This window comes from Chromohalobacter sp. 48-RD10, assembly GCF_029889785.1.
In the GTDB taxonomy this organism is placed as follows: domain Bacteria; phylum Pseudomonadota; class Gammaproteobacteria; order Pseudomonadales; family Halomonadaceae; genus Chromohalobacter.
Genome location: NZ_JARANX010000018.1, coordinates 15822 through 36653, shown reverse-complemented (window position 1 = coordinate 36653; position 20832 = coordinate 15822). Strand labels below are relative to the sequence as shown.

Sequence of the window (20832 nt, the reverse complement as noted above, 5' to 3'; positions counted from 1 at the left end):
AAACCCTGGACTGGCGAACGCCACTGGAAGTCTACGCCGAGGTGCTCAAGAAATCGGTCGAAGGTCCGAGCATCCTTCAATAGCGTTGCACTTGGAACTTGAGACCGCCGTTCCACGTGAAACAAAAAAAGGGTGGCCCCAGTGGGGTCACCCTTTGAACTGCAACGCGTGCGTGTTTATTGCTGTAGCTGGGCGATATCCGCGACTTCCAGGAACAGGGCCTGGAGGCTGGCCAGCAAAGCAAGGCGGTTGCGGCGTACGGCGTCATCCTCCGCCATGACCATGACGTCATCGAAGAAGGCATCGACGGGGCTGCGAAGCTTAGCCAGCACATCCAGCGCCTCGCTGTAGCGAGCGGCACCGAGTAGCGGACGTACCGCCTGATGGCATTGTTCGAGCGCTTCGCTCAGCGTCGTCTCGGCTTCGGCTTGCAGCAGAGAGGCATCAACGGTGGTCGAGCCGTCATGTTGCTGCTTGGCGAGGATGTTCGAGACACGCTTATTGGCCGCCGCCAGCGCTGCTGCTTCTTCACGATGACTGAAGGCATGCACGGCCCGAACCCGGCGTGCGAAATCGAGCGGACGCGTGACCGGGCGAGAGCGCACCGCGAGATAGACCTCGACGGGAATGCCTTCGTCCTGCGTCCAGGCGCGGAAGCGGTCGAGCATGTAATCGAGTATGGTATCGATCAGGCCATCAGACTTGGGTAGTTCGTCATGCTGAGCAGCGGCGAGTTCGAGCAGTTCGCGCAGGTCGAGATCGAGCTCACCCTTGATCAAGATGTTGAGAACACCGATGGCGGCGCGGCGCAGGGCAAAAGGATCCTTGGTGCCTGTGGGGCGCTGGCCGATACCGAAGATGCCGGTCAGCGTATCCAGGCGGTCAGCCAATGCCAGGGCCAAGCCGGTATGCGTCTTGGGAACGTCGTCGCTGGCGAAACGCGGTAGGTACTGCTCGTGAAGTGCCTGCGCGACCTCTTCCGGCTCACCGTCCTGGCGGGCGTAGTAGGTGCCCATAATGCCCTGGAGCTCGGGGAATTCCAGCACCATCTCCGTGACCAGATCGCACTTGGCGAGCTGTGCGGCACGTTGGGCATGATCGACGTTGCCATCGACCCGACCGGCGATGAACGCGCCGATGGTCTCCATGCGTTGCGCCTTGTCACCCAGCGTGCCCAATGACTTCTGGAAGACCACGTTATCCAGTGCGTCGCGGCGCGAGGCCAATGTCTGCTTGCGGTCGGTATCGTAGAAGAAAGCGGCATCGGCCAGACGCGGGCGGATGACTTTTTCGTTGCCCTCGATGACCTGCTGCGGGTCGCGGCTCTCGATGTTGGAGACGGTGATGAAGGCAGGCTTGAGCTGTCCCTCGGCGTCGAGCAGGTGGAAGTACTTCTGATTGGCCTTCATCGACGAGATCAAGCATTCGGCGGGCACTTCGAGGAAACGCTCGTCGAAGCGGCCGGTCAGCGCCACCGGCCATTCGACCAGACCGTTGACTTCGTCGAGGAGGTCGTCATAGATGACTGCCGTGGCGTCGTTGACCTCGGCTTCGGCCAGCACCTGTTCGCGGATGCGCTCACGTCGGCGGTCGTTATCGGCCAGTACGAAGGCATCTTCGAGCACGCTCAGATAGTCGTCAGCGTGCGCCAACTCGATGGCCTGTGGGGCATGGAAGCGATGCCCTCGGGTGGTACGGCCGGCTTCGAGGCCGAGCACTTCGGTGGGTACCACGTCCTGACCGTAGAGCATGACCAACCAGTGCACGGGGCGCGAAAACTCGAGCCGAGAGGCGCCCCAGCGCATATTCTTGGGCACCGGCAGGGCGTTGACGGCACGCCTGAGTATGGCCGGCAGCAGCGCCGTGGTGGCTTCGCCCGGTTCCTGATAGCGATAGCCAAGCCAGGTACCCTTGTCGGTCTCCAGATGGATCAGGTCCGCGACATCAACGCCGCAAGAACGCGCGAAGCCTTCGGCGGCCTTGGTGGGCTCGCCGTCCTTGAAGGCGGCGGCCAGGGCCGGGCCGCGACGCTCGATCTCGCGGTCCGGTTGCTTGTCGCCGAGCACTTCGATGCTGACCGCCAAGCGGCGTGGCGTGGCGTGGGCGTGAGCTGCCTCGAAAGGGATCTCAGCGTCGGCAAGACCATTTGCGATGCCATCGCGCAGGGCATTGGCGAGGGATTCGATGGCGCCTGGCGGAAGCTCCTCGACGCCGAGTTCGACCAGTAGAGTGTTGGATGCCATTCTTACGCGTCTCCCTCGTTGCTTTCTCGGCTCAGCAGTTCCTGACGGATAGCCTCGGGGGCCATGGGGAACCCAGCTGCCTTGCGCGATTCAAAGTAGGCGTGGGCGACGTCACGGGCCATGGTGCGCACACGCAGAATGTAACGCTGACGCTCGGTGACCGAGATGGCGTGCCGGGCGTCGAGCAGGTTGAAAGTATGCGATGCCTTGAGCACGTGCTCGTAGGCGGGCAGGGGCAACTCCGCGTCGAGGAGCTTTTGGCATTCGCCTTCGCTGTGGTCGAAAGCAGAGAACTGATAGTCGACATCGGCGTGTTCGAAATTGTAAGCCGACTGTTCGCGTTCGTTCTGGAGGTAGACATCGCCGTAGGTGACGGATGAACCATCGGGGGCGTAGGTCCATACCAGGTCGTAGACGCTATCGACATCCTGCAGGTACATGGCGATGCGTTCCAGGCCGTAGGTCAGTTCGCCGGTGACCGGATAACATTCGATGCCGCCGGCCTGCTGGAAGTAGGTGAACTGGGTCACTTCCATACCGTTGAGCCAGACTTCCCAGCCGAGTCCCCAGGCTCCGAGGGTAGGGGACTCCCAGTTGTCTTCGACGAAGCGAATGTCGTGGACCTGCAGGTCGATGCCGAGACGCTCGAGCGAGCCCAGATACAGCGCCTGCAGTTCCAGGGGGGAGGGCTTCATCACCACCTGAAACTGATAGTAGTGCTGCAAGCGATTGGGGTTCTCGCCATAGCGTCCGTCAGTGGGACGGCGCGATGGTTGCACGTAGGCGGCATTCCAGGTCTCGGGGCCGATGGAACGCAGGAAGGTCGCGGGATGAAAGGTGCCGGCTCCGACTTCCATATCCAGGGGTTGCATGATTACGCAGCCCTGTTCGGCCCAGTACTGTTGCAGGGCAAGGATCAGGCCCTGGAAGGTTTTCACGTCTGGCGTCGACTGTGTCATTGGTGAAGTACCGTTGGCCCATGAATTCACGAACTGCCAAGTATACAATTAGCGGTTAATCGGTTATAGGCACCGTGACGAAAAGCACGCTTGCGCGTGGGTGCACGACTTGAAGGAATCGACGACATGATTGTAGTGACGGGCGGTGCCGGTTTCATCGGCGCCAATCTAGTGAAGGCTCTCAATGCACGCGGCCACGAGGATGTGCTCGTGGTCGACGACCTCTCCGACGGCACCAAGTTCGTCAATCTCGCCGACTGCACGCTGGGTGACTATCTCGATAAGGATGACTTCCTGGCGCGCGTGAAGGCCGAACTGCGTGGCGAACCGAGCGCCTTGCCGCCGATCGAGGCCATCTTCCACGAAGGGGCCTGCTCGGATACCACCGAGTGGGACGGCAAGTTCATGCTCGAGAACAACTTCGAGTACTCCAAGGTGCTGCTGCACTTCTGCCAGCACAAGCGCATTCCCTTTCTGTATGCGTCATCGGCGGCGACCTACGGCGGTAGCGAGGTGTTCGTGGAGGCACCGGAGCATGAGAAGCCGCTCAACGTCTACGGCTATTCCAAGTTGTTGTTCGATCAGTACGTACGCGTCCACTGGGAGGAGTTCGAGACTCAGGTGGTGGGCTTCCGCTACTTCAACGTCTATGGCCCGCGCGAGCAGCACAAGGGCAAGATGGCCAGCGTCGCCTATCACCATCACACGCAGGTGCAGCGTGGTGAGAACCCCAAGCTGTTCGGTGCTTGGGAAGGCTATGAAGCCGGCATGCAAAGCCGTGACTTCATCTATGTCGGCGACGTGGTGGACGTCAACTTGTGGTGCCTCGACAACCCCGAGGTATCGGGCATCTTCAATCTGGGCACCGGCCGTGCCGAACCGTTCAAGGCCATCGCCGAGACGGTGATCGATTACTACGCCACCGGCAAAATCGACTACATCGCCTTCCCCGAGGAGCTCAAGGGACGCTATCAGAGCTACACCCGAGCGAATATCTCACGCCTGCGTGAGGCGGGCTACCCGGCGGAGTTCAAGACCGTGCGCGAAGGCGTCACCGCCTACCTGGATTGGTTGAATGGCTGACGACATCGCTACCGACGCCGCCCCACGATTGCTCGTCGTCGGCCCTTCCTGGGTCGGTGACATGGTCATGGCGCAGAGCCTATTCATGACGCTCAAGGCGCGTTATCCGGATGCCTACCTTGGCGTACTGGCCCCGGGCTGGTCGCTGCCGGTCCTGGCGCGTATGCCCGAGGTCGATGAGACCGTCGCGCTGGACGTCAAGCACGGCGAATTCGGCTGGGCCACGCGGCGTGACGTGGCGCGCACGCTGAAGGGCCGCTTCGACCGGGCGATCGTGTTGCCGCGCTCCTGGAAATCGGCGCTGGTGCCGTTCCTGGCCCGCATCCCTGAGCGCTTGGGTTTCCGGGGCGAGCAGCGCTACATGGTGCTCAATGCGCGCCGTGAGCTCGATAAAAGCGTGCTGAATCAAACCGTGAAGCGCTTCGTCTCGTTGGGCCTGCCTGAGGACGAGGCGCAAGCCGGAGATTTTGCGATTCCCGCGCCGCGCCTCGAGGTGAATGCCGAAGAACAACGTCGCTTGCACGAGACGCTGGGGCTCTCGGATCGTCCCGCCATTGGCATGATGCCGGGCGCCGAGTTTGGACCGTCCAAGCAGTGGCCGCTAGCGCATTTTCGCAGCCTGGCGGAACGCCTGGTGGCCGAGGGCTTCGAGGTGCGGGTGATGGGAGGCCCCAAGGACGCTGACGCCGGTGAGACGATCAGCCAAGGACTGGACGGCGTGCATAACCTGTGCGGGCGTACCAAGCTCACCGAGGTGGTGGATCTGCTCGCCGACTGCCAGCAAGTGGTCACCAACGACTCGGGGCTGATGCACGTGGCGGCAGCGGTAGGCACGCGTGTGCAGGCCATCTACGGCTCGTCTTCGCCGGCCTACACGCCGCCTCTGACCGAAAACGCTGAGATCCACGATCTCGAGCTGTCTTGCTCGCCATGCTTCGCGCGTGACTGCCCGTTGGGGCACACAAATTGTCTGCGCCATCTCGAACCGGCGCGGCTATTGGCGTCGATCCGGCACGCGGCGCTCAGTTGACCCCTTTCCACATGTAGGTTTGCAGTGCGTCTTCCTCCGCCATGTGGTCGTTGATGGTTTCCAGGCCGTATTCTTCGACCAGCGTGGGATCCTTGGCGAATAGTGAGCGTCCCAACCCGGCAGCGCGTGCGTCCAGCGTGAAGCCCATGGCTTCGAGTACCGTCGGATAGACATCGACCATCGATCCCTGGCGCTGTATACGCTTCCCGGCAGGGACACCCTCTCCAAGCATCATGAAGGTGTTTTCGCGCTCGGCGTCGACCAACTGTGGCCACTCCGAGTTCTTCATGCTCAGGTGGTCGCTGGAGATCACCACCAGAGTATTGTCGAGCAGGCCTTCCCGGTCGAGGCGCTGCAGGAAGCGGCGTACCAGCCAGCCCGTGCATTTCACCGAATACAGAATGTTGACTCCATCGAATTCCCCCTGATTGTCCAGGCACGCCTGAGCCGGGTTGCCGAACGGCGGGTGGGCCGCCAGAGTCAAGGCGAACATGGCATAAGGCTGGCGATCGTCATTCTTGGCGAGCTTGCGGATGCGCTCGGTGGCCATGTTGAGCAGGGTATCGTCGTAAAGGCCCCAGTCGTTGAGATAGTCCGGCGGCGTGACCTGATCCTCCAGCTCGTCGCGGCCTAGCGCGCGATCGAAGCCGTGTCCCTCGTAGAACACCTTCTTGCCGGCGAAACGCGTACTGGCCCCGCCCATGTAGGTGAGATCGTATCCTTTGGCATTGAGCAGGTCGCCCAGGCACTGGGTATGCGGGAGTACCTCGTCGAGCGGCTCGAACTGGTTGTCATGTTTCAATCCGGCGGGCATCAGCGGCACACCACACTGGGTGGCGACCATGCCGGCGGTCGTCCAGCCGGTATTGTCGAGCTGCTTGAGTCCCTCGAAGACGGTGCCGCGCTTGCCGAGCGCGGCGAGATCTTCATAGGCGTCGCCGAACGTGTCGCGGTCGGCGTAGGTCCGCTCAGTGCTCTCTAGATAGAGATAGATGAGATTGGGGCGAGTTTGCGGCTCGCTTTCGATACTCGGGACGCGGTAGTGATCGCGTAACCAATCTCCCTCGGTGACCACCGAAGCACCACGTTGCGACAGGCCGAACAGTAGCGGATTGAAGGCCAGCAAGAAGAGCGCGCCGACACGCTCCCACAGCCGCCACCGGTGGTCGGCGCGTACCAGCCAGGTGAAGGCCATGAGCATGACGATGGCGCATAGGGTGAAAATCACCGCGGCGAAGACGCGGCTGGCACCGCCATGCTCGGTCATCCCCGCCTGCAAATGAAAAATCACCGCGCCCAGGTCCACCTTGCCGAAGCTATCGTCCAGGTACAGGTAGACCCACCACAGGGCCAGCGGGATCGACGACCAGGGCAAGACGCGTCGCGTGCTGGTGCGTTGTGTGGGATGGCCCCAGCGAAAATACCAGGCGATGGCGACCCACACCGCCGCGACGGGGAATAAAAACCAGTGACTGATGATGGTCAGCGTGGTGAAGAGATACCCCAGGCATAAGCCGAGGTAGGTAAGCACGCTCCAGCGGAGGGTGGTGGGTGACAGCTTCATCATAAGAACGCGTCCTTGTCTTTATGACTAGAGTATGACAGCGAAGAAGCCGATCTGACTCATCGTTGTGGCATTTGTTCGAGTTCGTAGAGCTCGTTGAGCTTGGCGTATTTCATGTAGGCATGAAACGCCGTGGTCAATGCGACCGTCATGCCGTCCATTCCCTGGAGCAGGCCACCCTTGAAGATCAGCTTGCGCAGCATCGCATTAACGGCGTGCAGCGTCGGGCGCAGTCGTGAGGGGCGCACGCCGCGTTCTTTCATCGCCCAGGCATCGCGGCTCGAGAGCGCATCGATGCGCCGAATCCAGTGCGACATGTCCTCGTAAGTGAAATGTCGCAGGTGCGCAGTGGTGGCCTCGACCTTGGGGGCCTCGACCGACGAGTGTGCCTTCTTGGGTAGATAGCCGGCGGTGGTGCGGTTGTAAAGGCGTACCACCGAGTCTGGGTAGAAGCCTGCGGCACGAATCCAGTGTCGAGCCACGTAGTTCTTGCGTCGGAAGCTATAGGCAGTCTGCGGGTCGTCGAGGGCGAGCGACTCGATCAGGGTCACGGCATCGTCGTCGAGGCGCTCGTCGGCATCCAGGGCCAGGATCCAGGCATTCTTGGCGAACGGTACACCGTGCGCCTTTTGTGGCCCGTCGCCGAGATAAGTCTGCGTGATCACCCGCGCCCCCTCGGCCTCGGCAATAGCCACGGTGTCGTCGCTACTCAGCGAGTCGACGACGATGACCTCGTTGCAGACGCGTGACAGCGAACGTACGCAGTCGGCGATGTTGGCTTGCTCGTTGAGGGTGATGACGATTCCGGTCAGCGGTTGCATGGCGTTTCCTCGGTGGCCGTTGGCGTTGGCCAGGCGTCGGCGATTTGGCGCGCCACTGCCGCGATGTCGATACGCGACATGTCGCTGGCGGAGGCGTCGTCGGCAGGCGGGCTGAAGGCCAGGCGGCGTATCTCGGCATTGCAGGTTTGCCAGCGCAATGGCGTGGCCGAGCGCTTGGCAGGATAGAAGCCGATCGTGGGGCGATTGAGTGCCCCGGCGATGTGCAAGGGCCCGGTCGAACCGGCAACGAAGACATCGGCGGCGGCCAGGGTTTCGGCGAAATCGGTCAGACTCGCGCGTGGGGGCATGAGCACTGCATCGATATCACGTGCGTTGAGCGTTTCCACCAGGTGCTGGGCTACAGCCTCTTCGCCAGGTCCATGAGTGAGCACCCACTTCGGCGGAGCGAGAAGGTTGGCGCTAATTGCCTGGGCGAGATCCGCATATTGCGCCACGCTGAGATTGACCGCCGAACCGCCGCTGCCGGGGTGCAGAAACCACCAGGGGCGTGTCGGAGAAAGCGACAGTTCATCGCTCAGGCGCTGGCGCTGGGCGTCGCGCGTCGCGTCGGGCAGGGGCCAGTAAGGTGGCGTCGGCGTCGGCACGTCCTGACCGAGCGTTTGCAGTAGGGCGGCGGCCAGGTCCTGGTTGTAGACGTACTCGGGTTTTTGGGATCGCGACCTACGCTGTTTAATGCGAAAGTTGTAAAATATCTGGGCCCACTTGGTGGCGGGCGCCATGCGCAGGGAAATGCCGGCCCGCCAACCCAGCCACCCGGTACGTGGCGTGGAGAACAGCGTCAGCAGGGCGTCGAACTTCCCGGCGCGAAGCTGCACGAGCAAGTCTTTTTGCTGACGTCGCGGCGCGGCGCCGCCCGGGTCGAGAATTACCTCGTCGACCCATGGGCAGGCATGCGCCAGGGGTGCTGTATAGGTGGGCACCAGCACGGCAACATGATTGTCGGGATAGGCACTCTTCAGGCAGGCCAGGGCCGGCCAGGCGAGCATGAAGTCGCCGAGCTTGTCGTTGCGTACCACGAGGATGCGCTGTGGGCGCGACTGGGTCATCGAGTCTCCTGTGCCCGGTGGCGTCGACGCGTGAGTCGAACATTGTCCGAGGAGCTTGCCTTGCAGCACAAGGTCTTGCATATCTGTTTATCCCGCGGCTGGGGCGGGCTGGAAATGTACCCTGCGCGCATTATACCCGAGCTGGCCCGCCAGGGGTGGCGTGCCTACGTACTGACGCTCGAAGAGACGCGTCTGGCTCGAGCGTTAGTCGACTGTGAGGCGACCGAAGTGCGTAGTGTGCGCTCACCCTCGCGTGCGCTGTGGCAATTGCCGGCACTTGTGCGCTGGCTGCGACGTCGTGGTATCGGCGTCGTGCATTGTCATAAATCGAGTGACTTGCGCCTCGGCGCGTTGCTCAAGTGGCTGTGTCCCGAGCTGCGTCTTGTCTTTACCGACCACATGGGCGTCACGCGGCCCAAACACGACGCCTATCATCGCTGGGTCTACCGGCATGTCGATCGCGTGTTGTCGATCAGCGAGGCAACGCTGACGCGTAATCGCCAGGCTTTCCCGCTACCCGCGTCGCGGATCACTCGTTTGTATCTGGGCATCGATACGTCGGAGTACGTTCCTCGACTCGACACCGCCGCACGCCAAGCGCTACGTGACGCCTTGGGCATTCCGCGCGAGGCGGTGACGATGGCCTTGCCGGGGCGCCTGACGCCCGGCAAGGGGCAGCAAGTCCTGCTGGATGCCTTCACTCGGCTGTGTGAGGCGGGCGATAGCCAGTCTCATTTGGTGCTGATCGGTGGGCTGGAGGCGAACGAGGGCGGTAACCCCACCTTCATCGCCTCCCTGCAACAGCAGGTCCGTGAACAGGGCCTTGACGAGCGCGTCACGTTCACGGGGTTTCGGCGGGATCTGGCACGGCTCTTCGAGGTGGTGGATATCGTCTGTGTGCCATCGCGTAACGAAGCCTTCGGGCTCACGGTGATCGAGGCCATGGCGGCATGCAAGGCCGTGGTGGGTGCCGACAGCGGCGCGATTCCCGAGCTGATTGGGTGTGAGGGCGGTCGGCTCGCCGATCCGCAGGATCCGGCGGCCTGGGCGGCGATACTCGGCGAGCTACGCGAGGCCCCCGCGCTGCGTGAGCACCTCGGTGCCAACGCCTGCCGCTTCGTCAATGCACGCTTCACGCTGGCCCGACACGTCTCCGGACTGTGCGAGATTTATGCGGATGCCGCGTAGCCGAGGCGCACCGAGGCCATGGCCTCGGGGGCGTCGAACTTGATCAGCGAACGTTCGAGCCGTGCCAGGTTGTTCTCTTGCCAGCGCCCCGGGGCGCGCAACCGGCAGCGATCGAAATCGATCAGCCAGACGCGGTCATCGGCGTCGACGAGCAGGTTGCGGGTGTTGAGATCGACATGGTCGAGACCGGCATCGTGAAAGCGGCGCACGGTTCGGCCGACGCGCTGCAACAGGGCGGGTGACGCCGTCGGCAGGCGCTCGGCCAGGGCCACGACATCGGGGATCAGCCGCGTGATCAGCGTGGCGGTGTAGCTTGGGCCGTGTCGCCACACACCAGCGGCCACTGGCGCGGGCACCGGCAGGCCACGCTGCTTGAGTTCGGCGGTCAGGCGCATCTCGCGAAAGGCACGAGTGCGTTCGAGACCGGTCCACATATAGCGCGCGTCGCTGAGCCGGGCGATCAAGCCACCTCGCCGGTAGGGCCGCAGCGCCCAGCGCTCCTCGTCGCAGGCGACGAAAAGACTCGCCCCGCGTCCCGGCGCTTCGCCGAGTACTGCGTCGCGCTCTCGCCAGAAGTCCGGGCTTAGCCAGCGCGCGTCGATTTGTGGCCCTTGGCCGGCGTCACATAGAATGTCGGCATCATATAGAATGAATGCCTGTCCCGTTTGGAATGTTGCCAACCGCATGAAGCATCCTCTGCCCGTCCGTCCCGCGCATATTTGTATACTACGACTGTCCGCGCTGGGCGATGTCTGCAACCTTGTCCCGACCATTCGCGTGCTGCAGCGCCTATGGCCTGACGCCCGCATCACTTGGATCATCGGCAAGGGCGAGCATAGTTTACTGGCCGGTCTATCAGGGGTCGAGTTCATCGTCTATGACAAGACCTCAGGCTTGGCCGGCATGCGTGAGATCTGGCGTCGGCTCGGCGACACACGCTTCGATGTGCTGCTGCACATGCAACAAGCGCTGCGCGCCAGCGCGCTTTCTCTGGGCCTCAAGGCGGATCTGCGTATCGGGTACGACAAGGCCCGGGCCAAGGATTGGCAGCACTGGTTCACCCACCGTCAGCTGACGCCGCATGCTCACGCGCATGTGCTGGAATCGTTTCTCGACTTCGCGCGCTTGCTGGGTGGCGAGGAGCGCGTCGACGCCGAGCCCTTGCGCTGGGATCTGGCGATCCCCGACAGCGCCTACCAAGAAGCCGTGCGCGTCACCGGTGAAGTGCCTTACGTGGTGATCAGCCCCTGCGCCAATCCGCGCCTGCGCAATTTCCGCAATTGGTCCGCCGAGGGTTATGCGGCGATGATCGCGCATGCTTGGGAAGAGCATGGCCTGCGCACGGTGATGACTGGGGGCAGCAGCGCCCAGGAGCAGGAAATGGGCGCGCGCATTCGCGCCCTGTGCGCGGAAGGGGCGGTCATCGATGCCATTGGCGGCACTTCACTCAAGGGGCTGCTGGCCATGCTCGACCGCGCGCGCATGGTGATCGCGCCGGATTCCGGGCCGGTTCACATGGCCAATGCGCTGCGCACGCCAACGCTGGGGCTTTATGCCACCACCAATCCCGATCGCGCGGCGCCCTATTGCTGGCGGCGTTTCGTGGTCGACCGTTATCCTGATGCCGTGCGTCGTTATCTGCACAAGTCACCGGAGGCCATTCCGTGGGGCACGCGTGTGCGGCACCCCGATGCCATGAGCCTGATCCATGCCGACGACGTCATTGCCCAATTCGATGCCTTGCTGGATGCCACGCCGTCCGCTTCGCCCCGCTCGGAGCCCGACCATGAAGCTTGATCTGACCGTCCTCGAACAGGCCCGCCTACTGGTGGTGGGTGATGTCATGCTCGATCGCTATTGGCATGGTGGCACCTCGCGCATTTCGCCGGAAGCGCCGGTGCCGGTGGTCAAGGTCGGTGAATCGGAAGACCGTCCCGGCGGCGCCGCCAACGTGGCGCTCAATATCGCCGCGTTGGGCGCGCACGCCGCGCTGGCGGGCGTGGTCGGCGAGGATGACAATGCCGCCTTGCTCAAGGCGAGTCTTGAAGCTTCTGATGTAAGCACTCACTTTCATCACAGCCCTGAGATTCCGACGATCACCAAGCTGCGTGTGATGAGCCGCAACCAGCAGTTGCTGCGTCTCGACTTCGAGGAATCGCTGTGGGAGATCGATACCCAGGGCCTGACCGAGCGCGTCGAGGCGGCGTTGCCCGACGCTGACGTGATGATCCTCTCCGACTACGGCAAGGGCAGTCTCAATCGCGTCGAAACGCTGATCGCCATCGCGCGTCAGGCAGGTAAGCGTGTGCTGGTCGATCCCAAGGGCCATGCCTTTGACAAGTATCGCGGGGCGAGCATCATCACCCCCAATCTGGGCGAGTTCGAAGCGGTCGTCGGGCCGTGTCCCGACGATGCCACGCTCGCCGAGAAGGGCGAGCAGCTACGTGCCGACTTGCAGCTCGAAGCGCTGCTGGTCACGCGCAGCGAGAAGGGCATGACCTTGATCCGTGAGGGCCACGCGCCGCTGCATCTACCGACGCATGCGCGCGAGGTCTTCGATGTCACCGGTGCCGGGGATACCGTCATCGGTGTGCTGGGGTTGGCGCTAGCGGCGGGCCACGGTTATCCCGAAGCGATCATGCTCGCCAACTTGGCGGCGGGGCTGGTGGTTGCCAAGCCGGGCACCGCGACGCTGTCCATCGCCGAGCTCTACACGGCGCTGCATGGCGACAAGCTCGCCGAGTTCGGCCCCATCGAGGAAGGTGCATTGGTCGACGCGGTGCGCGCGGCCAAGCTGCGCGGCGAGCGCGTGGTGATGACCAACGGCTGTTTCGACATCCTGCATGCCGGCCATGTGGCCTATCTCGAGCAGGCCAAACGGTTGGGAGATCGGCTGATCGTGGCCGTCAACGACGACGCCTCCGTGGCACGTCTCAAGGGCCCCAAGCGGCCGATCAACACCCTCGAACGCCGCATGCAGGTGTTGGCGGGCTTGAGCGCGGTGGATTGGGTAGTGCCCTTCGCCGAGGAAACCCCGGCACGCGTGATCGCCGAGGTACTGCCCGATGTACTGGTCAAGGGCGGTGACTATCGGCCCGAGGACATCGCCGGTGGTGAGGCGGTCATCGACGATGGTGGTGAGGTCCAGGTGCTCAACTTCGAGGATGGCGTCTCCACCACGGCAATGATCGGCACCATTCTCGACCGTGAAGGTTAAGGCTATGTACGAAAAGGCGGCGCAATGATGGCATCGGGTGCCGCACGCGGTCTCTATAGCGCGCTGTTGTATCTGCTCTCGCCCCTGATCTGGTGGCGGATATGGCGTGAGCATGCGCTTACTAACAAGCGCGCGGAGCGCTTGGGATTGATCGCCGACGCGGCGGATGGCCCGCCGACGATCTGGCTGCATGCCGCCTCCGTCGGTGAGGTGCTGGCGGCACGGCCCTTGATCGAGGCCCTGGCCGAGCGTCACGCCGACCACCGACTGGTGGTCACCACCATGACCGCCACCGGCGCCGAGCGCGTGCGGGCGCTGTTTCCTGCCGAGCGCTATGCGCTCACGCACTACTTCCTGCCGCTGGATTTTCCGGGCACGGCGCGACGTTTCATCGCGCGTTTGCGTCCGCGCCTGGCGATCATCGTCGAAACCGAGCTATGGCCCAACCTGCTGGCAGCGTGTGAACGCCAGCACGTGCCCGTGATCGTCGCCAACGCTCGACTCTCCGACAAGGCCTTCCAGAGCTATCGTAAGGTGGCGCCGCTGCTGCGTGGCGCACTGGGCGCGGTGAGTTGGCTCGCGGCCAAGTCGGCCTCGGATTTCGAACGTTTCACGGCACTGGGCTTACCTGCCGAGCGCGGTGAGGTCGTGGGCTCGATCAAGTTCGATCTACCCATCAATGCCGAGTTGCGAGATGAGGGTGAGCGCTTACATACTCAGTGGGGCGCGCAATTCGTATGGGTGGCAGGCTCGACCCATGCGGGAGAAGACGAGCAGGTGCTCAATGCCCATGCCCGGCTACGCGAACGCGACCCGCAGGCCTTGCTGGTGTTGGTGCCGCGCCATCCGCAGCGCTTTTCGGCGGTGGCCGAGCTCTGCGAGGCACGCGGCGAGCGTCTCGCGCGGCGTTCGCAAGGTGAAACGCCCAATGCTGAGACGAGTATCCTGCTGGGCGACACCATGGGCGAGCTGATGCGCTTCTACGCCGCGGCGGACGCGGCCTTCGTGGGCGGCAGCCTGGTACCCATCGGCGGACATAACCTGCTCGAACCCGCCGCACTCGGCGTGCCTGTGCTCACCGGGCCGTATCTGGAGAACTTTCAGGACATTGCCGAGACTCTGCGCGAGGCCAAGGCACTGTGCGAGATCGACACTGCCGAGGCCCTAGGTGAGGCCTTGGTGACCCTCGCCGACGACCCCGACCAGCGCCGCCGACTGGGTGCCGCCGGCGGAGCCGTGGTAGCCGCCAATCGCGGCGCGCTGGAAAAGACGCTGGCAGGCATCGCGGCGCGCCTGCCAGCGGACGTACACGCCTAGGGCGTGTGGCGTTCGACGCCCTTATCCGTCCCCAACAACAAGACATCGGCGCTGCGCTGGGCGAAAAGCCCGTTGGTGACGACACCGACGATATTGTTGAGGCGCTGCTCCATGGCTTTGGGGTCCTCAAACAGGTATTCGTAACCGTCGAGGATCTGGTTGCCGTTGTCGGTGACCACGCCGTCGCGGTAGACCGGGGTGATGCCCAGCTTGACCAGCTCGCGCGCCACGTAGGAGCGCGCCATGGGGATCACCTCGATGGGCAGCGGAAAACCACCGAGCACCTCGACGTGCTTGGAGGCGTCGGCGATGCACACGAAACGTTCCGCGCAGGCCGCGACGACCTTCTCGCGTGTCAGCGCCGCGCCGCCGCCCTTGATCATGTTGAAGTGCGCATCGATCTCGTCGGCGCCGTCGACATAAACTGGCACTGTGCCCACATGGTTGAGTTCGAAAACATCGATGCCATGGCCTCGCAGCCGTTCGGCCGTGGCGTCTGAGCTTGCCACTGCGCCGAGGAAGTCATGCTTGTGCTCGGCCAGCAAGTCCACGAAGAAATTGGCGGTGGAGCCGGTGCCCACGCCGATGATGGCGTCGCGGCCGAGCAAGGGCTTGATATCCTCGATGGCGGCGGCAGCCACCGCGCGCTTGAGTTCGTCTTGGGTCATGGTGCGTCCGTATGGGCGTTCGTAACGAGTCGTTTAAAAGTTTGCATAAAGGTTCGTGTAAACGTCCTTGTGAAGGCGTATCGGCGAAATCCGTATCCATTATAGAGCTTATTCTCGCTGTATAAGAGACATGACGGCAGGCGCGGGACTGGACGCTATGCCGCGCCCTCTGCTAACAATAGAAGTTTGCTATCGGCTGGCCAGCCCCCTCTGGCGCGCCGGTTTCACAATGAGACGCGCACATTCGCAGGACACACCAGAATGCTAGAAGAGACCGCCAAGAAAATCCTCCAGGCACGTGTATACGAAGCAGCCCGGGAAACACCGATATCTACTGCCCCCTTCCTTTCCCGTCGTCTCAACAACACGATTCTGATCAAGCGTGAGGACCTGCAGCCGGTCTACTCCTTCAAGATTCGCGGCGCCTACAACAAGATGGCCCAGCTAAGCGAAGAGCAGAAGGCCAAGGGCGTGATCGCCGCCTCCGCCGGCAACCATGCCCAGGGCCTGGCCATGGCCGCCAAGCAGATGGGCGTCAAGGCGACCATCGTCATGCCGCGCATCACGCCGGACATCAAGGTGCAGGCGGTACGCGCCCGTGGCGCCAAAGTCGTGCTCAAGGGTGATGCCTTCGGCGAGGCACTGGCGCACGCGCGCGAGTTGATCGACGAGCATGGTTATACTTACATTCCGCCCTTCGATGACAATGATGTGATCGCCGGCCAGGGCACGGTGGGCATGGAAATCTTGCGTCAGCATAGCGGGCCGCTGGATGCGATCTTCGTGCCCGTCGGCGGTGGCGGCCTGCTCGCTGGCGTAGTGGCCTATATCAAGTACCTGCGCCCCGAAATCAAGGTCTACGGGGTCGAGGCGGAAGACTCGGCTTGCCTCAAGGCGGCCATGGAAGCCAACGAGCGCGTCACCCTCGACCAGGTCGGCGTGTTCGCCGAAGGCGTCGCCGTGTCGCAGATCGGCGAGGCGCCGTTCGAGATCCTGCGCCACTGGATCGACGGTGTGGTCACGGTCACTACCGACGAGATATGCGCGGCGGTCAAGGATATCTTCGAGGACACGCGCGCCGTTGCCGAGACCTCTGGCGCGCTGTCGCTGGCCGGGCTCAAGAAGTATATCCAGCAAGAGCGTGTCGACGGCCAGACGTTGTTGTGCATCAACTCAGGTGCCAATACCAATTTCGACCGTCTGCAGCACATCGCCGAGCGCACTGAGCTGGGCGAACAGCGCGAGGCGATCCTGGCGGTGACCATCCCCGAGCGCCCCGGCAGCTTCAAGAAGTTCTGCAAGACCATCGGCAAGCGCATGGTCACCGAGTTCAACTATCGCTACGCCGATCCTGAGAAGGCGCATATCTTCGTCGGGGTGCAGGTCAAGCCGGGTGGCGACGATCGTCAGGCGGTGATCGACAAGCTGCGCGAGGCCGACTACCCGGTGGAGGATCTTACCGATAACGAGTTGGCCAAGCTGCACATTCGCCATCTCGGCGGCGGGCGCCCCAAGGAACACTTCAGCGAGGAAGTCTATCGCTTCGAGTTTCCCGAGCGTCCCGGTGCATTGATGAACTTCCTGACGCATCTGCCCGCCGACTGGAATATCTCGCTGTTCCACTATCGCAATCACGGGGCGGCGTATGGCCGGGTCTTGGTGGGCATGCAGATTCCCAATGGCGCCCGCGCGCATGTCGAGGAGCACTTCGAGCGTATTGGCTATCGTTACTGGAAAGAGTCCGACAATCCGGCCTATCGCCTGTTCATGGCGTGAGTTGCCCAACGTCATGCTACGAGTGCCTTCATAGGCGCCGATTATGAGAACTTATATTCCCATAGGTTCTCATGTCGGTAGCATGACAAATATCCAATAAGAACGTTGTTCGTTAACCAAACGTTTCATTCTTGTGCCTGAGGCCAGTTGTCAACCCCTACGGCTGGCCCTATAGTCGTAAGCGTTATTTGGGGTGCTATAAGAAACAGTCTTTTACGGAGCAGGAAATGAAACGCAAGCCTGATTTGGTCATGGCTTTAGTCATGTTGTTTGGCTTGGGTGTCGTGGCGACGGGTTACGCACAGACATTGATGGGCACTTGATGAGCGCCCTGGTATCTGGGCGTATTCGCCGGTCGTCTTGAACGTCCGAGTGTTTGCACCATGGATCGCCGAGCGGCCGACGATGGCTTTCCATCGTCGGCCGCTTGCGTTACGGGCGCACGGTGCGGGCGTCGCTGACGATGGCATCGAGGGGCACATCCCAGTCCGCGATGGGCAGACGCTCAACGTACTGACAGTCGTGGGCGAGACCGATCATGCACGGGTGCGGGCGACGCAGGCGTCTAAAGGCAAACGTACGGTCGTAGAAGCCACCGCCCATGCCCAGTCGGTTGCCTTGGGTATCGAACCCGACCAGCGGCATGAGCACCAGATCCAACGCCCAGGCCGGCAGGCGCCGTGCGCGATGCGCACCATGGCGCGTGCTCGGTTCCGAGATGGAAAAGCGGTTGGTGCGCATGGGCGTCTGAGCGTGGTAATGCACGAACCACAGGCGATTGTCGGACAGCGGGCGCAGCACCGGGAGATACACTCGGACGCCACGGCGACGGAACCACGCGATCAGCGGTGTCGGGTCGATCTCGCCGTCATTGGGCAGATAGAGCGCGACGCGGCGCGCGCGTTTGACCTCCGGCAATCGGCGCAGATGGCGACATAGCGCATAGGCGGCCTGGCGACGTTGCGATGCGGAAAGTCGACGGCGGCGCCGGCGCAATTCGCGGCGCAGGCTGCGTCGGTCGGATAGCTCGAGAGGAAGTTCGTGCGTCATGTTCGGTGAGGTTCCCCAAAGTGCCGCTGTCGTTTTGGCCCTGAACCTAAAGGTTCAAGGTGGGTGGCCGCAGACGAGTCATCAGGCTTTCCGTCGCACGGACATGCACACAGACCCGTCTAGCATTTAGCCCCCATGGTAATGCGCATAGGCTCGAGGGAATATAACGACTGGCGAACACCTCAGGGAACGTCTCTATTCTAGCAAAGACCGAGGCGTGGCCAAAATGCCAGGTACTGTTCGTATCGAGGCAAGAACCTTGTGACAAGCGCTTGCCGAACAATGCCTGAATATCAGCTCGATGGTTTGCTGTCATTTGGGGATGGCGTATCGGCCAGGACTTGTTCCAGGCGTTCGCTAAGGCGCGACAAGCTGGACTCGCTCTCGCGCTGGGTGTCGAGCGCTTCGAGGAGTTCATGCGTGATGTTCAGCGCCGCCATGATGGCGATCTTCTCGGCGCCCTGTACCTTGCCCTGGGAATGGATGCCGTTCATGGCGCGATCCAGATAGCGCGCCGCGCGCTTTAGCTCGTCTTCCTGATCGGGCGGGCAAGCGATCACGTAGGGGCGTCCCAGCAAGGTGATCTCGGTCGTCTGCCGCGAGGCGTCGTTCATGGATCGCTCCAGAGCGGGCCAAGGTTGGGCCCGATGCGGTAAGATGGAACCAAGTTTCCGCGTCATGCGCGGTGGAGGGAACGGCTTCGACGATATCGGCATCCTGCCGTCGCGAGCCTACGTTCGCCGCCATGTAAGCCACTGATCACTATAAAGAGCCGCCCGGTCGCGGTCAACGCGGCCCGGTGGCCTGCAGCACAGGATCGCATCATGTCCCTCATTGACGAACAACTCGATTTTTCACGTGTCGCCGACACCTTCCTCACCCACGGTAGCATGCAGTCACCGGCGTTTCTCGACGGTCGCTTGTGCGCACGCCTGGCGCTGGCCGACATCAGCGCCGATACCTGGCTCGAGGAAGTCTGCGCGACCCTGGGTGTCGATCAACCCAATAGCCGCGAAGACGGCGAAGTCCTGCTCGCCTGGCGGCGGCAAGCGTTGGACGCTCTGGCCGCGCCTGAACTCAACTTCGAGCCGCTGCTGCCCGATGACCTGTTCTCTCTCGCCGAGCGCGCGCACGGTCTCCAGGAATGGACTCAGGGCTTCCTGGAAGCCATCGTCGAGGCCGGCGGCCAGAGTGATGACTGGTCGGCGTCTCTGCGCGAAGTGCTCGAAGACCTTGGCTCGCTCGTCAACCTGGAGACCGAACTCGAGGACAATGCCGAGAACGAGAACGATCTCTTTGCATTGACCGAGCATGCGCGCATGGCTGCCATGCTGCTCTACACCGAGCAGCATCCCGGCCAGCCCCAGGTCGAGCGTGTCGAGAATTCCGAGGATGACGACGCCACTACGCCGCCGTCACAGACTCACTGACGAATCTTTCGGGCCGGGCGTGTGCCCGGCCACTTATCCCCCATCTCCCGCCCTCCGAGGAGCGTCCATGCCTCGTACTGCCTTGCCGCGTCCGGCGGCGATTGCTTGTAATGAATACCGTGCCCGCCGTCAGGCGTTGATGGCGGCCTTGCCCGCGCACAGTGCCGTATTGATCTCGGCGGCCTCGCTGGTCACGCGCAACCGCGACAGCGAATACGCCTTTCGCCAGGATAGTGATTTCCACTACCTGAGCGGCTTTCCCGAGCCCGACGCGTTGCTGGTGTTGCTGCCCGGTCGCGACGCTGGCGAAGCCGTGCTGTTCTGCCAAGAGAAGGACCCTTTTCAGGAGGCCTGGACCGGGATACGCATTGGCGCCCAGGCAGCGGTGACGGATTACGGCGTCGATGACGCCTATGAGAACGCCAACCGCGATGCCCTACTGCCCGAGCTGCTCGAGGGCCGTGAAACACTGTATCTGCCCCTCGATAATGGCGAGATGCTGGCCCTGGCCAAGTCGCTGCGCGCCGAGCTGGCGCCCCAGGCCCGGCGTGGCGAACGCACGCCAAGTACCTTCGCCGATGTCGCGCCGCTGATCCACGAACGCCGCCTGATCAAGAGCGAGGCGGAATTGGGCCTGATGCGCCATGCCGCGCGCATCTCGGCGCAGGCGCATCGCCGGGCCATGCAGAACGTGTCGCCGGGCCTTCTCGAGTATCAGTTACAGGCAGAGCTCGAGCACGAGTTCGCTTGGCACGGTGCCCGCGCCCCGGCTTATGCCACGATTGTCGGGGGCGGCGAAAACGCTTGTGTGCTGCACTATATTGAAAATAATGCCGCGCTTCGCGATGGCGACCTGGTGTTGATCGACGCTGGCGGAGAGTTCGAGCTCTACGCTGGCGATATCACGCGCACCTTCCCGGTCAATGGCTGCTTTACACCCGCGCAGCGCGCGCTTTACGAGGTCGTCCTCGAGGCGCAATGCCGCGCGGTGGCCGCTGTCGCGCCAGATACGACCTTGCGTGCGATCCACGATGGCGTCGTGCGCGACCTGACCGCTGGCCTCATTCGCCTAGGGCTGCTCGAAGACTCGCTCGAGGCGCGAATCGCCGATGACAGCTACCGGCGCTTCTTCCTGCACGCCACCTCGCACTGGTTGGGGCTCGACGTACATGATGTGGGCACCTATCGGCTGGACGGCGAACCGCGCGTGCTGGCACCGGGCATGGTGCTGACCGTCGAGCCCGGACTCTATATCCCCGACGCCGAGGACATTCCCGAGGCATATCGCGGCATGGGCATACGCATCGAGGACGATGTCGCGGTGACCGCGACGGGGCATGAGGTGTTGACGACGGACGTGCCCAAGGAAGTGGCCGAAATAGAGGCAATAATGAATGATAGTTGATCGTTTTTTGACCG

18 protein-coding genes and 1 other RNA gene are annotated in these 20832 nt (G+C 62.8%); 9 read left to right on the top strand and 10 right to left on the bottom strand.

The features are described 5' to 3' along the window. Positions 1-176: 176 nt before the first annotated feature. Together glyS and glyQ are read right to left on the bottom strand one after the other, a co-directional pair. Positions 177-2243, bottom strand: a complete 2067-nt coding sequence (glyS, locus tag OP496_RS14270; protein ID WP_280564380.1) for a glycine--tRNA ligase subunit beta — start codon at positions 2241-2243, stop codon at positions 177-179. A gap of 2 nt (positions 2244-2245) precedes the next feature. Beyond that, positions 2246-3202 carry a glycine--tRNA ligase subunit alpha gene (glyQ, locus tag OP496_RS14265; protein WP_280564379.1) on the bottom strand — a complete coding sequence of 319 codons (957 nt, stop codon included), beginning with the start codon at positions 3200-3202 and terminating at the stop codon, positions 2246-2248. A 126-nt stretch (positions 3203-3328) separates the two neighbouring features. Between glyQ and rfaD the strand changes: the two genes are divergently transcribed. Further along, the gene (gene rfaD, locus OP496_RS14260) at positions 3329-4285 is read left to right on the top strand and encodes an ADP-glyceromanno-heptose 6-epimerase (RefSeq protein WP_280564378.1); all 957 of its coding nucleotides are present in this window, start codon (positions 3329-3331) and stop codon (positions 4283-4285) included. Then, positions 4278-5315, top strand: coding sequence for a lipopolysaccharide heptosyltransferase II (waaF, locus tag OP496_RS14255; protein ID WP_280564377.1), 1038 nt, complete (start codon positions 4278-4280; stop codon positions 5313-5315). The genes rfaD and waaF overlap by 8 nt, the downstream gene beginning before the upstream one ends. Here waaF and OP496_RS14250 read toward each other — a convergent pair. The 3 genes from OP496_RS14250 to OP496_RS14240 are packed head-to-tail and all read right to left on the bottom strand — an operon-like array spanning position 5308 to position 8767. After that, complete coding sequence (locus tag OP496_RS14250) at positions 5308-6882, bottom strand: sulfatase-like hydrolase/transferase (protein ID WP_280564376.1); 1575 nt, start codon at positions 6880-6882, stop codon at positions 5308-5310. The two genes, waaF and OP496_RS14250, sit on opposite strands and share 8 nt — an antisense overlap. Positions 6883-6938: 56 nt before the next feature. Next, positions 6939-7700, bottom strand: coding sequence for a glycosyltransferase family 2 protein (locus tag OP496_RS14245; protein WP_280564375.1), 762 nt, complete (start codon positions 7698-7700; stop codon positions 6939-6941). Further along, positions 7688-8767: a glycosyltransferase family 9 protein gene (locus OP496_RS14240; RefSeq protein ID WP_280564374.1), complete on the bottom strand. Its 1080-nt coding sequence runs from the start codon at positions 8765-8767 to the stop codon at positions 7688-7690. The genes OP496_RS14245 and OP496_RS14240 overlap by 13 nt, the downstream gene beginning before the upstream one ends. A 30-nt stretch (positions 8768-8797) precedes the next feature. Here OP496_RS14240 and OP496_RS14235 point away from each other — a divergent pair, with 30 nt between their 5' ends. Further along, positions 8798-9955: a glycosyltransferase family 4 protein gene (locus OP496_RS14235; RefSeq protein WP_280564372.1), complete on the top strand. Its 1158-nt coding sequence runs from the start codon at positions 8798-8800 to the stop codon at positions 9953-9955. Here OP496_RS14235 and OP496_RS14230 read toward each other — a convergent pair. Next, positions 9937-10641: a 3-deoxy-D-manno-octulosonic acid kinase gene (locus OP496_RS14230; RefSeq protein ID WP_280564370.1), complete on the bottom strand. Its 705-nt coding sequence runs from the start codon at positions 10639-10641 to the stop codon at positions 9937-9939. The two genes, OP496_RS14235 and OP496_RS14230, sit on opposite strands and share 19 nt — an antisense overlap. Between OP496_RS14230 and OP496_RS14225 the strand changes: the two genes are divergently transcribed. The 3 genes from OP496_RS14225 to waaA are packed head-to-tail and all read left to right on the top strand — an operon-like array spanning position 10640 to position 14489. Then, positions 10640-11752: a glycosyltransferase family 9 protein gene (locus tag OP496_RS14225; protein WP_280564369.1), complete on the top strand. Its 1113-nt coding sequence runs from the start codon at positions 10640-10642 to the stop codon at positions 11750-11752. The genes OP496_RS14230 and OP496_RS14225 overlap by 2 nt on opposite strands. Continuing rightward, a complete protein-coding gene (hldE, locus tag OP496_RS14220) occupies positions 11742-13172 on the top strand; it encodes a bifunctional D-glycero-beta-D-manno-heptose-7-phosphate kinase/D-glycero-beta-D-manno-heptose 1-phosphate adenylyltransferase HldE (protein WP_280564368.1) in 1431 nt (476 codons plus the stop codon). The genes OP496_RS14225 and hldE overlap by 11 nt, the downstream gene beginning before the upstream one ends. 27 nt (positions 13173-13199) lie before the next feature. Then, positions 13200-14489 carry a lipid IV(A) 3-deoxy-D-manno-octulosonic acid transferase gene (gene waaA, locus OP496_RS14215; protein WP_280564386.1) on the top strand — a complete coding sequence of 430 codons (1290 nt, stop codon included), beginning with the start codon at positions 13200-13202 and terminating at the stop codon, positions 14487-14489. Here the strand turns inward: waaA and rpiA are convergent. Continuing rightward, positions 14486-15157 (bottom strand): ribose-5-phosphate isomerase RpiA, encoded by a 672-nt coding sequence (gene rpiA / locus OP496_RS14210; protein ID WP_280564366.1) that lies wholly within the window; start codon positions 15155-15157, stop codon positions 14486-14488. The genes waaA and rpiA overlap by 4 nt on opposite strands. Before the next feature lie 210 nt (positions 15158-15367). On the opposite strand from rpiA, the gene ilvA reads away from it, so the two are divergent. After that, on the top strand, positions 15368-16933 hold the full coding sequence (gene ilvA / locus OP496_RS14205) for a threonine ammonia-lyase, biosynthetic (protein WP_280564384.1): 1566 nt from the start codon (positions 15368-15370) through the stop codon (positions 16931-16933). A 432-nt stretch (positions 16934-17365) separates the two neighbouring features. On the opposite strand, the gene OP496_RS14200 is transcribed toward ilvA, so the two are convergent. From OP496_RS14200 to OP496_RS14190, 3 genes are all read right to left on the bottom strand, one after another. Next, on the bottom strand, positions 17366-17983 hold the full coding sequence (locus OP496_RS14200) for a 5-formyltetrahydrofolate cyclo-ligase (RefSeq protein WP_280564365.1): 618 nt from the start codon (positions 17981-17983) through the stop codon (positions 17366-17368). An 8-nt stretch (positions 17984-17991) separates the two neighbouring features. Further along, a non-coding RNA gene (ssrS, locus tag OP496_RS14195) (6S RNA) lies at positions 17992-18175 on the bottom strand. Between the two features lie 101 nt (positions 18176-18276). Beyond that, positions 18277-18597: a cell division protein ZapA gene (locus tag OP496_RS14190; protein WP_280564364.1), complete on the bottom strand. Its 321-nt coding sequence runs from the start codon at positions 18595-18597 to the stop codon at positions 18277-18279. Positions 18598-18807: 210 nt separating this feature from the next. On the opposite strand from OP496_RS14190, the gene OP496_RS14185 reads away from it, so the two are divergent. Next, positions 18808-19413, top strand: coding sequence for a UPF0149 family protein (locus tag OP496_RS14185; protein WP_280564363.1), 606 nt, complete (start codon positions 18808-18810; stop codon positions 19411-19413). A gap of 67 nt (positions 19414-19480) precedes the next feature. Continuing rightward, positions 19481-20818: a Xaa-Pro aminopeptidase gene (gene pepP, locus OP496_RS14180; protein WP_280564362.1), complete on the top strand. Its 1338-nt coding sequence runs from the start codon at positions 19481-19483 to the stop codon at positions 20816-20818. The last annotated feature ends 14 nt before the right edge of the window (positions 20819-20832 follow it).

Excerpts from the sequence above, each read along its gene's own strand:
- glyS (WP_280564380.1), bottom strand. The coding sequence starts at position 2,243 with ATGGCATCCAACACTCTACTGGTCGAACTCGGCGTCGAGGAGCTTCCG.
- glyQ (WP_280564379.1), bottom strand. The coding sequence starts at position 3,202 with ATGACACAGTCGACGCCAGACGTGAAAACCTTCCAGGGCCTGATCCTT.
- rfaD (WP_280564378.1), top strand. The coding sequence starts at position 3,329 with ATGATTGTAGTGACGGGCGGTGCCGGTTTCATCGGCGCCAATCTAGTG.
- waaF (WP_280564377.1), top strand. The coding sequence starts at position 4,278 with ATGGCTGACGACATCGCTACCGACGCCGCCCCACGATTGCTCGTCGTC.
- OP496_RS14250 (WP_280564376.1), bottom strand. The coding sequence starts at position 6,882 with ATGATGAAGCTGTCACCCACCACCCTCCGCTGGAGCGTGCTTACCTAC.
- OP496_RS14245 (WP_280564375.1), bottom strand. The coding sequence starts at position 7,700 with ATGCAACCGCTGACCGGAATCGTCATCACCCTCAACGAGCAAGCCAAC.
- OP496_RS14240 (WP_280564374.1), bottom strand. The coding sequence starts at position 8,767 with ATGACCCAGTCGCGCCCACAGCGCATCCTCGTGGTACGCAACGACAAG.
- OP496_RS14225 (WP_280564369.1), top strand. The coding sequence starts at position 10,640 with ATGAAGCATCCTCTGCCCGTCCGTCCCGCGCATATTTGTATACTACGA.
- OP496_RS14230 (WP_280564370.1), bottom strand. The coding sequence starts at position 10,641 with ATGCGGTTGGCAACATTCCAAACGGGACAGGCATTCATTCTATATGAT.
- hldE (WP_280564368.1), top strand. The coding sequence starts at position 11,742 with ATGAAGCTTGATCTGACCGTCCTCGAACAGGCCCGCCTACTGGTGGTG.
- waaA (WP_280564386.1), top strand. The coding sequence starts at position 13,200 with ATGGCATCGGGTGCCGCACGCGGTCTCTATAGCGCGCTGTTGTATCTG.
- rpiA (WP_280564366.1), bottom strand. The coding sequence starts at position 15,157 with ATGACCCAAGACGAACTCAAGCGCGCGGTGGCTGCCGCCGCCATCGAG.
- OP496_RS14200 (WP_280564365.1), bottom strand. The coding sequence starts at position 17,983 with ATGACGCACGAACTTCCTCTCGAGCTATCCGACCGACGCAGCCTGCGC.
- OP496_RS14190 (WP_280564364.1), bottom strand. The coding sequence starts at position 18,597 with ATGAACGACGCCTCGCGGCAGACGACCGAGATCACCTTGCTGGGACGC.
- OP496_RS14185 (WP_280564363.1), top strand. The coding sequence starts at position 18,808 with ATGTCCCTCATTGACGAACAACTCGATTTTTCACGTGTCGCCGACACC.
- pepP (WP_280564362.1), top strand. The coding sequence starts at position 19,481 with ATGCCTCGTACTGCCTTGCCGCGTCCGGCGGCGATTGCTTGTAATGAA.